The sequence below is a fragment of the Rhodococcus sp. NPDC056743 genome, from assembly GCF_042790355.1.
GTDB lineage: Bacteria > Actinomycetota > Actinomycetes > Mycobacteriales > Mycobacteriaceae > Rhodococcus_F.
Genome location: NZ_JBHTZI010000016.1, coordinates 93,277 through 106,843, shown reverse-complemented (window position 1 = coordinate 106,843; position 13,567 = coordinate 93,277). Strand labels below are relative to the sequence as shown.

Below are 13,567 nucleotides of genomic sequence, written 5' to 3'. Positions count from 1 at the left end.
CATCCGAACCTCATGCGAATACGCAGGACGACCCACCATCAACACCATCACCCGTTAATGATCAGGCACGTTGCGACAACCACCCGAATCTGCCATCGGTCACCCGACAAGTTGTGTATCCGAATCGGAGAGCACGTCCGTCAACAGTTGCCCGAACAGTTCGCCGTCGTCGATCAGCCAGTTGTGATTGCCACGGACTTCGCGGACTTCGGGATCGACCAGGGCCGTGCGAATCGCGTCGAAGCTTGCGCGCGGGATCACCTGATCGCCGATGCTCCACAGCATCGACACCGGCGTCGCACGTTCTGCCAGCGTTTCGAATACGGCGATGAGATCAGCCGTCCTTGCCAGGTTCGCCGTGCGCCACAACGAACCACCGTTGCGGACTGCATTGGGAACTACCTCGTCCAACAACAACTGCAGAGGTCCGCGGGCCGGAAACGTTGCGATGGCTTCAGCTATCGCCGAACCACACCAATTCAACAGCGGACGCTCGTGGATCGGATGCTCCCGCCCCGACGAGTGTGACCACGCACCGCCACCTACCGCATTCACCAAGACCAGACGCGACACCAGAGTTGGACGATCATGCGCCACCGCGGCGGCAACTCCGCCGCCGAACGAATGTCCCACGACGGTTACCGGGGTACTCACACCGATCGAGTCCAGGAATCGCCCCACCCACTTCGCGTAGCCGTCGAACGTTCGATCGCTCGGCTCGAGTTCTGCGGTACCGCCGAGTCCGGGAAGTGCGGGTGCAACAACGCGAACACCTCTCCGCAGTAGCGATTCAAAAGCTGCGGGATAGGCCCGCGGCGACAATCCCCACCCGTGCAGGAAAACGACCACCTCGCCCGACCCGCCTACCCCGTAGTCCACACTTCGCGAGTCGACCACGGCTGTGCGCCATTCGATCGACGCGTCGGAGTTGGCGACGTTGGCAGGCATGTTCTGGACCCTGCCGTACGTACGAGCGCACAGCGACGATCGAATTACCTGTATCGGTACCTGGTTTCCTGAAGGCGTGTTGATGAACTGGTGTTATTCACGGTGAAGACAGCGGAGAACCGGACGCCGGCCCGGAAACCGTTCAGCCGGTTTCCGGTGGTGACGTCGTCTCCCAGCGTCACGACCGATCCGCGGATCTCGCAGAGTCTTGCGACTCCTCGTCGTGCGCCTGAGAAACAACCCACGCCGCGATCTGCGCTCTGGAGGTGAATCCCAGTTTTGTCAGCACGTGCTCCACGTGCCCCTGGGCTGTGCGCAGCGAGATGAAAAGGTGCTCTGCAATAGCGCGATTGGTCAGGCCCTGAGCCACCAGTTCTGCGACTTGCAATTCACGACGCGTAAGTCGAATTGCCTCGGTCGACGATGCAGCCGGGGCGCTGCGCTGCTCGTCGCGCGCGTACGCAACGGCTTCGCCATCGGTCATCGCAGATCCCATACGAAACTCCTTGTCGAAAGCAGTGTCACCCAGAGCATTTCGAGTGCGCTCTGCAGCTTTGTCATGGTGGGGCAACAAGCTCGTAAATCCGGCCAACTGACCTCCGACCTTCTGCCAGTACATGTCCGCGGCACCAAGAAGAACCGCCGCATGCTTCCAATCACGTTGCGCTGCAGCGATCCAGGCCAACTGTTCTACACACCACGCCGAGTTCACCGCAATATCCGAAGTTCGCAGACTCTGTGCCACATAGCCACTTGCGCGGTCGAGGTCGCCTCGAAGCCAACAGATGAGTCCGAGGGTACACATCGCGTGGGCGTGATACATCACCTCATGCAGCGGCCCGGTGATCGCCAAGGTCTCGTGATAGCACTCCACTGCACGGTCGAGGGAACCGGCGAACAGGTAGGCGAGACCGACAGCATCCAAGGCGATTACCTTGTGTCGCAGATTTTCACCAAGCCGAAACATCGTCAGAGCAGATTCCAACTTCACTGTCGCAGCGTCGAATTCGCCTTTGAATGTGTCGACCGACCCGTCTGCCCATTCGGTCAGGGCTCGTGAGCGTACGTCTCCCATGGCCTCGGCAAGGCGCCGACTTTCATCGACCAACGCTTGTGCGCGCACGAACTCGCCCTGCATCGCATGAACCACAGCGTCTATGGCGAGGACATCCACACGATAGATGTCCGGATCTCCCTCGGAGACACTCAGGGTTCGATCCGCCCAATGCCGCGCCGAACCAACCAGGCCGCCGATCACCCATAATTTGTACAACGCGGCCACCATTCGAGTCGCAGACCGCGCCTGACCAGGCGTCGAAATCGAAAACTCCAGCGCGTCGTACACGTTGTGCCGTTCACGGCCCAACCTGGCGATCCACTCGACTTGCCTGCTGCTGATCCAGTCGCCATCCGCACGGACGGCAAGATCCTCGAAATAGTCGCGATGCCGTCGACGCAGATCGAACTGTTCGCCCGTCGACTCCAACTTTTCACGCCCGTACTCCCGAAGAAGATCGAGAAGACGGTAGCGAACGGTACCGTCGGTTTCCTCACGAATGAGGATGGACTTCTCGACCAACGCGGTGACGAGATCAAGTACCTCGGTCGAGCCCGAATCCTGCCCGCACACACCTTCGGCAGCATCGAGATCGAACCCGCCCGAGAACACGGTCAGCTTTCCCCACAACTGCTGTTCGGCAGGGGCACACAGGTCGTAGCTCCAATCGATCGACAATCGGAGCGTCTGCTGACGGCTGGGAACGCCTCGTCCCCCAGAAGTGAGGAGGCTGTACCGATCCGAGAGCCTGCTCATGATCTGCTCCGCAGACATACCCCGCAGGCGTGCTGCCGCCAGTTCGATAGGCAATGGCAATCCGTCCAGATCCTGACAGATACGGGCAACGGCATTTTGGTTCTCTTCTGTCAGCACGAAACCCCGAATCACTGATGCTGCTCGTTCTGCGAACAACACAACGGATTCGTACTGAGCCAGCCCTTCGAAAGAGCTCGGGTCACGTTGTTCCGGCGTCGAGAGCGAGGGAACGCGCATCGTGACCTCGCCGCCCATCCCCAGCGATTCACGGCTCGTCGCCAGAATCTTCACGCCCGCGCACCGACGCAGGATCGCCCCAGCAACCCCGGCGACGGCGTCCACCAGGTGTTCGCAGCTGTCGAGCACCAACAACAGATTCCGATCGGCGCAGTAGGTGATGACTGCGAGCAGCGGATCCGACGACGAAACCGGGCGGACACCCAAAGTCGCGGCGACATAGTCCGCGAGTAGATCCGGATCCAACTGCTCACCCAGTTCCACCAGCCACACACCGTCGCGGAACGCTCGCTGCACCGAAGCCGCGAGACGAAGGGCGAGTCGCGTCTTACCCACGCCGCCGACGCCGGTCAAGGTCAGCAGACGAGAGTCCTCGAACAACCTTCTGGCCTCGGATAACTCACGTCGGCGACCGACAAAACTGGTCAGCTCCTGGGGCAGGTTTCCGATCACGCGCTGATCGGTCGCTCCCCGCGCCGCGGGTACCATCGCCCGTCTCACTTCCTTACTCGAACTGATTCAACGTTACCCCCGGAATCGGCCCACGGAGAAGCGCCCACCGCTGCTCGTGGCCGGAAACTCGCTGGTCGAGCTCTTGCGCACTCGACACCACCCAAGCCGCGATCTGCGTTCTGGAGGTGAATCCCAGTTTTGTCAGCATGTGCTCCACGTGCCCCTGCACCGTGCGCAGTGAGATGAAGAGTTGTTCTGCGATAGACCGATTCGTGAGTCCCTGAGCAACCAACTCGGCAACTTGCTGCTCCCGGCGAGTGAGGTGCGCACTCCCCGTCGACGATTCGGCCGGGGCGAGTCGCTGTTGGCCGAGCACGTACCCGACAGCTTCCCGTTCGCTCATCGCAAATCCTTGATAATATGCCCTATCGAAAGCGTTGCTGCCCAATGCTTTCAAGGACAATTCGACGGACGCGTCGTGGAAATGAAAGAAACTCGGGAGCCCAGCGAGTCGATCACCCATTTTCTGCCAGTACATTGCAGCGGCACCGAGCATGACTGCCGCATGCTTCCAATCATGTTGTGCCGCTGCAATCCACGCCAGCGGTTCGATGCACCATGCCGAATTCATCGGGGCGTCCATTATTCGAAGACTCCGCAGGAAATACTGCGCCGAACTCTCCAGATCGTGCCGAAGCCAGCCCACCAAACCAAGGCTGCCCAGCGCATAAGCCTGGTACATCACTTCGTTCCGGGATTCAGTGATCGCCAGCACCTCTTCGTTGCACCGCACCGAGGGTTCCAATTCACCGGAGAGAAGGTACGCGATTCCCAAAGTGTCCAAGCCGATTACCAGGAGCAGGAGGTTTCCTTCGGAACGGAACAACCTCAACGCCGACTCCAACTTCGTCGACGCAGTATCGAAATCACCATTGAACGTGTCGACGTACCCGTCCACCCATTCGGCGAGTGCCCGCGAATGCGCGTCGCCGATAATTTCGGCGAGTCGCCTGCTCTTCTCCACCAGCACGCAAGCGCCTTCGAGATCCCCCTGCATCGCATGCGTTACAGCGTGGACACACAAAACATCCAAACCTTGTACATCGAACACGCCGCCCGAAGCGTTCAGTGCTCGCTCAGTCCAATGCCGCGCTTGCACCATCAAGCCGCATGCCAACCAGAATCTGTACAAGGCGGAAACCATGCGAATCGCCGACTGCGCCTCACGGACCGACGACATCGAGAATTCGAGCGCATCCTTGACATTGTGTTGTTCACGGCTCAAACGGGCGATCCACGCTGCCTGCCGGTCGCTGATCCACTCGGATTCTGCGCGAACGACCAGCCTTTCGAACCAATCGCGATGCTGTCGTCGCAGTTCGTCGTAATCGCCCGTGATCTCCATCTTCTCGCGTCCGTACTCCCGCAGGAGGTCGAGGAGGCGGTAGCGAGCCTGGCCGTCTGCATCGTCGCGAATGAGGATGGACTTCTCGACCAACCCGGTGAGAAGATCAAGCAAGTCGGTGGAATTCATGTCCTGCCCGCATACACCCTCCGCAGCGTCGAGTTCGAATCCGCCCGAAAATACTGTCAGCCGCCCCCACAACTGTTGTTCCTGCGGAGAGCACAGGTCATAGCTCCAATCGATCGACAACCGCAGCGTCTGCTGACGGCTGGGTACACCTCGGCCACCGGAGGTGAGGAGACGGTACCGATCTGAGAGCCGATTCATGATCTGCTCCGCAGACATACCCCGTAGGCGGGCGGCCGCCAGTTCGATAGGCAACGGCAGACCGTCCAAGTCCTGGCAGATTCGGACAACCGCACCCTGGTTCTCTTCAGTCAGCACGAACCCCGGAACGACCGACGCAGCACGCTCTGCAAACAGTGAGACGGATTCGTACTGAACCAGCCCTTCGAAGGCGCTCGAATCGCGCAGTTCCGGCGTAGTAAGGGGTGGAACTCGCATCGTGACCTCACCGCCCACTCCCAGCGATTCGCGGCTCGTTGTCAGGATCTTGACTCCGGCGCACCATCGCAGAATCGTCCCGGCGAACCTGGCAACCACGTCGATCAGATGTTCGCAATTGTCGAGCACGAACAAGAGTTTTCGATCAGCGCAGTAGTCGATCAACGCGTGCAGCGGGTCCGACGACGTGGCCGGCCGCACGCCGAGCGTGACAGCGACAAAATCCTCGAGGAGTTCCGGGTCGGTCTGCTCGCCCAGTTCGACCAGCCACACACCGTCGCGGAAGGTTCGCTGCACCGAAGTAGCCAGACGAATGGCAAGTCGTGTCTTCCCCACGCCACCGACGCCGGTCAAGGTCAACAGTCGGGACGTTTCGAATAACTTTCTGGCGTCGGACAACTCACGTCGGCGACCGACAAAACTGGTCAGCTCCTGAGGCAGGTTCCCGACCACGCGCCGATCGGTCGCTCCCCGCGCCGCGGGTACCATCGACCGTCTCACTTCCTTCTCGAACTGACTCAACGTTACCCCGTTCATTCGCGTCTGCACCGTTCACAAATGGGCCGGTCACGAATGGAGAGTCCGCTCTTTCGAATCGCGCCTGCTACGTGGCCGTCACGTACCTGCAACACTGGGCTTCTACCCTGCTTCTACGCATACGGGTTCCACGCATAAACGAGCCAGAAGGGAGTTCCCATGCCACCGCGCCGTAGATCAGTGCTGCTGACGCAACTGGTGATCGATACTCCCGGGAGCCCGCAGCAAGCAATCCTCGACGAGCTGCGTCGCGTCATCCTCTCCGGATCGGCACCTCCCGGCACACCCATTCCGCTGGCCGAAGTCGCCGAGCGCTTCGGTGTCAGCCGAATCCCCGTCCGGGAATCACTCAAGACTCTGGTCGGCGAATCCCTGGTCGACCACCGTCACCAATTCGGCTACACCGTCGCGCAATTGACACCTGCAGAACTACGAGAGATGTACATAGTCCGCGAAACCCTGGAATCGGCCGCGCTCAGCGTTGCCGTCGAACAGGCAACCGAGGACGACCACGCTCACGCCGTCGAGGTGAATTCGCGACTCGAAATCGCTCTGCGATACGACGACTCCCACTCCTACCACTGCGAAAGCCGAAACTTTCACCTCGCACTGACACAACCGTCCAAAATGCACCGACTGCTGCACATGTTCGAAGCCGCGTGGAACATCACCGAACCGGTCCAACCGATGGTTCACGTTGCCGGCGTCGACCGAACCGTCCTTCAGTCCGATCACGCCGCGATGCTCGATGCGTTCTTGCGACGAGACACACGGGCACTGCTGGCTGCATCCGAGATTCATCACAACCGACTCAACTCTGTGATCGCGACACTGCCGACCGATACCGGTCTCCTCGCCGAAAAAGATATACCGATCGCGCAATAGTTGCGCAACACAGGCTGGATATCTTTCTCTCAACACAGTTTTCACCACTGATGCTGAGAGCGTGTGCACCTTCCCCGGCCTTCTGCCCGATGCACAGGAGCTGTCATGACCGATATCCTTCCGACCACACACGCAACGGCCGCGCACGCGACCGCCGCACCGCCCACCGGACCCGGCCACGGAGACCTCGTCGAGGCCGCAGGCCACCCGGTCGGTAGCGGGTTGATCAAACCCGATTACGACCCGCGGTTGACCAACGAGGATCTGGCGCCACTACGCAAGCAGACCTGGACGTCGTACAACATCTTTGCGTTCTGGATGTCCGACGTACACAGTGTCGGTGGATATGTCACGGCCGGAAGCCTTTTCGCGCTGGGATTGGCCAGCTGGCAAGTACTGGTCGCGCTGCTGGTCGGCATCACCATCGTGTACTTCTTCTGCAATCTCGTTGCCAAACCCAGCCAGGCAACGGGTGTGCCGTATCCGGTGATCTGCCGCAGTGTGTTCGGCGTTCTCGGAGCGAACATCCCGGCGATCATCCGCGGCCTGATAGCTGTGGCCTGGTACGGAATTCAAACGTTCCTCGCCTCGGCCGCACTCGATGTCGTGCTCATCAAGCTCTTCCCCTCCCTCGCGCCGTACGCCGTGGTCGAGGACTACGGATTTGCCGGTCTCTCCGCTTTGGGCTGGGGCAGTTTCATGCTCCTCTGGATCCTTCAGGCGTGCGTGTTCTGGCGAGGCATGGAGTCGATCCGCAAGTTCATCGACTTCTGCGGCCCGGCCGTGTACGTCGTGATGTTCATGCTGTGCGGCTACCTCATCTACAAAGCTGGTTGGAGCGCAATCGATCTGACGCTCGGTGACGTCAAGTACGACGGCTTCGACGCAGTGCCGGTCATGCTCGGCGCTATCGCCCTCGTGGTCTCGTACTTCTCCGGCCCGATGCTCAACTTCGGCGACTTCTCCCGTTACGGAAAGTCTTTCGCGGCAGTCAAGAAGGGCAACTTCCTCGGCCTGCCGGTCAACTTCCTGGTCTTCTCCGTCCTGGTTGTCGTCACTGCCTCGCTGACACTTCCGGTCTACGGTGAACTGATCACCGACCCCGTTGCCACGGTGGCCCGTATCGACAGCACGTTTGCGATCGTCCTCGGCGCGCTGACCTTCTCCATCGCGACCATCGGCATCAACATCGTCGCCAACTTCATCTCACCGGCATTCGACTTCTCCAACGTCAGCCCCCAGAAGATCAGCTGGCGGGCCGGCGGCATGATCGCCGCAATCGGATCCATCCTCATCACCCCGTGGAACCTGTACAACAACCCCGACGTCATCCACTACACATTGGAAACTCTGGGAGCGTTCATCGGCCCCCTGTTCGGCATCCTGATCGCCGACTACTACCTCGTGCGCAAGCAGAAGGTGATCGTGGACGAACTGTTCAGCATGTCGCCCACCGGAATCTACTGGTACAGCAAGGGCTACAACCCGGCCGCCGTCATCGCGACCGTAGTGGGCGCCGTTGTCGCCATGGCGCCGGTGCTCGGCAAAGACCTGACCGGGATGTACACGGCGGCACAGTACAGCTGGTTCATCGGCTGCGGACTCGGATTTGCCGTCTACTACCTACTGGCCACCCGCACGTCGCTCGCGGTCAAGAACGTACCTGCCCCCGAACCCGCCGAGGTCGGCTGACCATCATGAAGATCAAGGTGATCAACCCCAACACCACGTGGGCGATGACCGCCAAGATCGAGGAATGTGCCCGGGCCGTTGCAGGCCCGGGCACGTTCGTCGACGCGGTCAGCCCCGCAACCGGTCCGGCGTCCATCGAAAGCCACTACGACGAAGCACTCAGCGTTCCAGGGATTCTCACCGAAATCGCAGCCGGCGAGATGGCCGGCGTCGACGGGTACGTCATCGCCTGCTTCGGAGATCCGGGATTGGACGCCGCTCGCGAATTGGCTACCGGCCCGGTTGTCGCGATCGCCGAAGCGGCGATGCACTACGCCAGCTTTCTCGGCCGCGGGTTCTCCGTCGTGACTACGCTCGGCAGAACCCGTGGTCGCGCAGCCGATTTGGTCGAGCGTTACGGCATGGCTCGGCATTGTCTCGGAGTCCACTCGAGCGAGATCCCGGTACTCGATCTGGATCAGAATCCGGATTCCCGAAAGGTTATCCTGGAAGCCTGTTTCGACGCCCTGGATCGGGACGGCTCGGATGCGATAGTGCTGGGCTGCGCGGGAATGGCTGATCTGTGCCGCTCCCTGTCCGACGAACTCGGGGTGCCAGTCGTCGACGGCGTCGCAGCCGCCACCACGATGGTTCAGTCCCTCGTTACCCTCGGCCTGTCGACCAGCCAGCGGAGCGAATTTGCACGCCCGATACCGAAGTCCTACACGGGCATACTGGCGCCGTACGAACTCTAGCCACACCGGATGCTTTGTTACGCCGGATGCACAGACTTCCAGTGCTGAGCAATATCGATCCGGCGTGTGATCCACACCTTCTCGTGTGACTGCACATGGTCGAGGAAACGTTCGAGGGCCGCAGCGCGGGCGGGGCGACCGACTATGCGGCAGTGCAGCCCGACCGAGAGCATTTTCGGCGCCCCGGCAGCGCCCTCGGCGTACAGCACGTCGAAGGCGTCACGCAGATGGGCGAAGAACTGGTCCCCGCTGGGAAAACCTGCCGGAGAAGCGAATCGCATGTCGTTGGTGTCGAGGGTGTACGGCACGACCAGATGCTTCACCGACTCGTCTCCGCGGGGCACGTCGACCCAGTACGGCAGGTCGTCGGCGTACGAATCGGAGTCGTAGACAAATCCGCCGTGCTCGACAACCAACTCGCGGGTGTTCGGTGAATCTCGGCCCGTGTACCACCCGAGCGGGGCTGACCCCGTCAAGTCCCGCAGGATCTCGACGGCTTCGGCCATATCCGCGCGTTCACGCTCGATGTCCACCGACTGATACGACAACCATCGCAATCCGTGACACGCGATCTCGTGCCCCAGTTCACCAAAAGCGCTGACTGCCTCAGGATTACGTTGCAGGGCCCGCGCCACCCCAAATATCGTGAGAGGGAGCTCTCGTCGCTCGAAGATGCCGAGAACTCGCCACAATCCGGCGCGAGATCCGTACTCGTACAGCGATTCCATACTCATGTGACGGTTCGGGAACGCCTCCGCCGGAGTCATTTCCGACAGAAACGTCTCCGAGACATCGTCACCGTCGAGGACGTTACGCTCACCGCCCTCTTCGTAGTTGAGCACGAACTGGACCGCAATCCGCGCATCGCCGGGCCAATGCGGGTGGGGTGGGTTCTTCCCGTACCCCACCATGTCACGCGGATAGTTGTTCATGGCAACAACTTTACCGCTCTTGACCCTCGAGCACAGCCCGAGCCGCGGGCGTCAGAGTTCCGAAAACACGCAACCGCGCGAGTCCGCCGTCCGGGAAGACGTCCAAGCGCACATCGGTAACCGGGACGTCGTTCTCGATCAGGAAGCGATGACGTGTATCCGGGCGGAACGTGGTGCGCGGCAACAGTTCGATCCAGTCGCCGCGGGACGTGCGTCCGGTCAGTGCACCGGCGCCGGGAGCGTTGCCCAGGAAGTACGACGTGTCGATCTCGACAAAACTCAACGAGCCCTCTCCCGCGAGTTGCACCTGTACCCAATCGTTTCCGTCGTCGCGGCGGCGCGCTGTCTCCCAGCCGTCACCCATCGATGCTGCCCTACCGGGAAACAGAATATTCTGCGGTGAACTGTAGAACATGTTGGAACAGTCCGTGACTCGCCCACCGTTCTCGAGCGCCGCAAGGTCGAGCGGCCCGGCATCGAGGAAGCGCGGATCCGGACGCGCCTCACCGTGCACGCGGAAGCGTGCCACCCCGCCATCCGGGTAGATGGTGAGCTTGACGTGGGTCCAGCGCTGATCCGAGCTCACGTCGAACGGATTCTCCGAGTCACCGGAGACTGCGGAGCGCTCGACAATCGTCTGCCACTCGGCCGAGTCCGCCAACTCTGCCGGATCCGGATACCCGTCGACGCTGATCGCCTCGACCGAAATCTCGGGCGGGTAATTGCCCTTGAACCACGCGGTATCAACGACGACGCCGTGGACGACGCCCGGAACACCGAGTCGAACAATCGCCTCGTCATGGCCGGCGACTCGACGTCGACGGGTTTCCCAACCGTCGTAGACCTGCCCTTTGTGGCCGAACGTCGCGGGCTGGTATCCGGCCTTTCCCGGTCGGATCAGCGCTTCGCGCTCAGCAAAGGCTTCGTCATTCGCCCAGATCACAGCGCCGCCGAGCGTCCGCAACGCCAGATCGGGATAAGCGGTGAAATCAGTGGTAGTCATAGATTCAGTTCACTCCTGTGTTGACAGTGGTGCGTCCCACCAAGCTTCGTAGCGAGGCTGTGTCGGCAGAGGGCGCGAGAGCGAGGACGCCGGCCTCGGCAAAGGCGCCCGCGTCCAACCCGCGCAGGACAACGGCGGCCAAGGCCTGCGCTGTTGCCGGCTCGTCCATCACGCTCCCACCTTGGCGATCGAGGTAGGCCTGAATTCGCGGCGCCGCGGCGGTCAAAGCGCTGCGGTAGAAGTTCGTCGTCGCGAGCCATCGCGTCACCAGGTGCCCCGGGTGCATGTCCCAGCCCTGGTAGTAGCCGCGCTCCAACGATCGCAGGACAAGTCGATGGTGTCGCGTGATGGCGTCGTGGATCATCTCCGGCGTTCCCACCGGGGCAATCTGGGTGGAACCGTCACACACCCACACCCCGGTCTGCGCGGCAGCGGCGAGCATCACTGCTTTGGCATGATCGGCAACGGGGTGCTCGAGCGATTGAAAGCGTGACGCGATTCCGCAAGCCGCACTGTAATCGTAAGTACCGTAGTGCAACCCGGTCAGCCGACCTTCGCTGCGATGAATCGCCGGCGCAACCGCAATGGTTCCGTCCGCAGCGATTACGGCCTGCGGGCTTTCGATCTGCAGCTCGAACCGAAGTGATCCCGTTGCCAACCCGTGAGCCTTCTCCAGCTCCTCGCACAACAGAACGGTCGCTGTAACCTGCTCTACCGCACGAAGTTTGGGAACGGTGAAGACGAACCCCGCCGGCACTCCCCCAGCTGCGTCCAGAACCAGTTCGAGAGTGCGAATGGATCGCCGACGCTCACTCGCCGGCATCCCTTTGAACCTGATGCCACACCAACTCGGGCCGTGCGGATCCTGACCGATCGCTGCCAGGGTCCGACCCGCGTTCCGCGCGGCAGCATCTTCTTCCTGGTCCGCGCGTCGCCCGTACCCGTCCTCGAAATCGATGCGCAAGTCCTGGACGGGTTTGTCACCCAACAGAACACGAACATCATCGAGTGCATTCTCGGCGTCGAGATCGGCAAAGACATCAACGTGGGCATCAAGTAGTTCGATTGCCTGCGCACCCCACGACCGCGGAGTGTCGACACCGGCGTCGGCAGCGCTGACGTACACGGTGTGCACCGGCTGAATCTCGTCGCGGTTGCCCGGGTACTGGCTTTCGAGTCTCGAATCTACGGGGTCGAGCAACTGTGCCAATCTGTCGTGAACAGCTGCGGGAAGGTGAGGCTCGGTCATCGACCAATAGTCGCAGACCTTCGGTTAGCTCGCAGTTTCGTTCAGGTTACGGCGGCACTCGTACGCGTAACACGAACAGCCGAACGTGCTGGTCAGCACTGTGCGGTGTTCGACGTCACAAGCTCGATTCCCGATTGTCCAGGCCTTATCTGCCGCGGATGGCTCGAATACCCGGCCAGAGCGCTACCGTCGAAGATGTGTCTCGATCTCCGCTCCCCGTCCGCGACGGCCTCAACCCCAGCCGCATCCGCCAACCCGACGCGGGAACGTGGGAAACCACGCTCGACTATCTGCTCGAGCGGTTCCCCCAGGACGCTGTGCGACTGCGGGAGAAAGTTGCGGCCCGCGAGGTCGTCGACGAGAAGGGCATCGGAATCGACGAAAACACAGCGTTTGCTCCTCGCCGCTTCATCTATCTGTACCGCGACCCGCCCGTCGAGACACGAGTTCCGTTCGAGATCGACATCCTGCACCGTGACGACAACATCCTCGTAGTCGACAAGCCCCATTTTCTGGCCAGCACCCCGCGCGGGCGCTACATCGCGGAATCCGCTCTGGTTCGTCTTCGCCGAGACCTCGACCTCCCTGAACTCAGCCCGGCGCATCGACTCGACCGCGTCACTGCCGGACTGCTCTTGTTCACCGTGCACCAGCAGGCCAGGCGCGGCTACCAGACGATGTTCGCCGATCGCCTCGTCTCCAAGGAATACGAGGCAATCGCCCGCTACGACGCCGACGTCGTGACACCCGCCGTCGTACGAAGCCGGATCGTCAAGGAACGCGGAGTCCTGAAAGCCCGCGAGATCGACGGCGACGCCAATAGCGAATCCCGCATCGAACTGATCGAGACGCACGGCGAGTTCGCGCGCTATCGACTGATCCCGCATACCGGAAAGACACACCAACTTCGCCTGCACATGGCGTCGGTAGGACTGCCCATTCACGGCGACAACTTCTACCCCGATTTTTACGACGTTGCTGCAGAAGACTATTCGAACCCACTCCGCCTGCTGTCGCGAGTACTCGAATTCGACGACCCCGTCAGCGGCGAAACCCGCCGATTCGAAAGCCGCCTGACACTCGCCTGGCCCACCTGAGAGCGCTCACCCTTCCCC

10 protein-coding genes are annotated in these 13,567 nt (G+C 61.3%); 4 read left to right on the top strand and 6 right to left on the bottom strand.

All coding sequences use genetic code 11. The annotated features are described in order from the left end of the window. Positions 1 to 99: 99 nt before the first annotated feature. From ACFRFQ_RS29640 to ACFRFQ_RS29630, 3 genes are all read right to left on the bottom strand, one after another. Positions 100 to 948, bottom strand: coding sequence for an alpha/beta fold hydrolase (locus ACFRFQ_RS29640; RefSeq protein WP_378665159.1), 849 nt, complete (start codon positions 946 to 948; stop codon positions 100 to 102). Positions 949 to 1,126: 178 nt separating this feature from the next. Then, positions 1,127 to 3,487 (bottom strand): ATP-binding protein, encoded by a 2,361-nt coding sequence (locus tag ACFRFQ_RS29635; RefSeq protein WP_378665158.1) that lies wholly within the window; start codon positions 3,485 to 3,487, stop codon positions 1,127 to 1,129. A gap of 16 nt (positions 3,488 to 3,503) precedes the next feature. Further along, complete coding sequence (locus ACFRFQ_RS29630) at positions 3,504 to 5,909, bottom strand: ATP-binding protein (protein WP_378665157.1); 2,406 nt, start codon at positions 5,907 to 5,909, stop codon at positions 3,504 to 3,506. A 207-nt stretch (positions 5,910 to 6,116) separates the two neighbouring features. On the opposite strand from ACFRFQ_RS29630, the gene ACFRFQ_RS29625 reads away from it, so the two are divergent. From ACFRFQ_RS29625 to ACFRFQ_RS29615, 3 genes are all read left to right on the top strand, one after another. After that, positions 6,117 to 6,842: a GntR family transcriptional regulator gene (locus ACFRFQ_RS29625; protein WP_378665156.1), complete on the top strand. Its 726-nt coding sequence runs from the start codon at positions 6,117 to 6,119 to the stop codon at positions 6,840 to 6,842. Between the two features lie 105 nt (positions 6,843 to 6,947). After that, entirely contained in the window at positions 6,948 to 8,534 is a 1,587-nt protein-coding gene (locus tag ACFRFQ_RS29620) for an NCS1 family nucleobase:cation symporter-1 (RefSeq protein ID WP_378665155.1), read from the top strand. A gap of 5 nt (positions 8,535 to 8,539) precedes the next feature. Further along, entirely contained in the window at positions 8,540 to 9,268 is a 729-nt protein-coding gene (locus ACFRFQ_RS29615; protein ID WP_378665154.1) for an aspartate/glutamate racemase family protein, read from the top strand. A 17-nt stretch (positions 9,269 to 9,285) separates the two neighbouring features. On the opposite strand, the gene puuE is transcribed toward ACFRFQ_RS29615, so the two are convergent. Genes puuE through ACFRFQ_RS29600 form a run of 3 tightly spaced genes read right to left on the bottom strand, consistent with a single transcriptional unit; the run spans position 9,286 to position 12,452 of the window. After that, positions 9,286 to 10,200 carry an allantoinase PuuE gene (puuE, locus tag ACFRFQ_RS29610; protein WP_378665153.1) on the bottom strand — a complete coding sequence of 305 codons (915 nt, stop codon included), beginning with the start codon at positions 10,198 to 10,200 and terminating at the stop codon, positions 9,286 to 9,288. 10 nt (positions 10,201 to 10,210) lie between these two features. Continuing rightward, positions 10,211 to 11,203 carry an allantoicase gene (gene alc, locus ACFRFQ_RS29605; protein WP_378665152.1) on the bottom strand — a complete coding sequence of 331 codons (993 nt, stop codon included), beginning with the start codon at positions 11,201 to 11,203 and terminating at the stop codon, positions 10,211 to 10,213. Between the two features lie 4 nt (positions 11,204 to 11,207). After that, a complete protein-coding gene (locus tag ACFRFQ_RS29600; protein ID WP_378665151.1) occupies positions 11,208 to 12,452 on the bottom strand; it encodes a DUF6986 family protein in 1,245 nt (414 codons plus the stop codon). A 197-nt stretch (positions 12,453 to 12,649) separates the two neighbouring features. Here ACFRFQ_RS29600 and ACFRFQ_RS29595 point away from each other — a divergent pair, with 197 nt between their 5' ends. After that, positions 12,650 to 13,549: a pseudouridine synthase gene (locus ACFRFQ_RS29595; RefSeq protein ID WP_378665150.1), complete on the top strand. Its 900-nt coding sequence runs from the start codon at positions 12,650 to 12,652 to the stop codon at positions 13,547 to 13,549. Positions 13,550 to 13,567 lie beyond the last annotated feature (18 nt).

Bases quoted from the DNA above. Each gene is read 5' to 3' on its own strand.
- ACFRFQ_RS29640 (WP_378665159.1), bottom strand. From the start codon at position 948: ATGCCTGCCAACGTCGCCAACTCCGACGCGTCGATCGAATGGCGCACA.
- ACFRFQ_RS29635 (WP_378665158.1), bottom strand. From the start codon at position 3,487: ATGGTACCCGCGGCGCGGGGAGCGACCGATCAGCGCGTGATCGGAAAC.
- ACFRFQ_RS29630 (WP_378665157.1), bottom strand. From the start codon at position 5,909: ATGGTACCCGCGGCGCGGGGAGCGACCGATCGGCGCGTGGTCGGGAAC.
- ACFRFQ_RS29625 (WP_378665156.1), top strand. From the start codon at position 6,117: ATGCCACCGCGCCGTAGATCAGTGCTGCTGACGCAACTGGTGATCGAT.
- ACFRFQ_RS29620 (WP_378665155.1), top strand. From the start codon at position 6,948: ATGACCGATATCCTTCCGACCACACACGCAACGGCCGCGCACGCGACC.
- ACFRFQ_RS29615 (WP_378665154.1), top strand. From the start codon at position 8,540: ATGAAGATCAAGGTGATCAACCCCAACACCACGTGGGCGATGACCGCC.
- puuE (WP_378665153.1), bottom strand. From the start codon at position 10,200: ATGAACAACTATCCGCGTGACATGGTGGGGTACGGGAAGAACCCACCC.
- alc (WP_378665152.1), bottom strand. From the start codon at position 11,203: ATGACTACCACTGATTTCACCGCTTATCCCGATCTGGCGTTGCGGACG.
- ACFRFQ_RS29600 (WP_378665151.1), bottom strand. From the start codon at position 12,452: ATGACCGAGCCTCACCTTCCCGCAGCTGTTCACGACAGATTGGCACAG.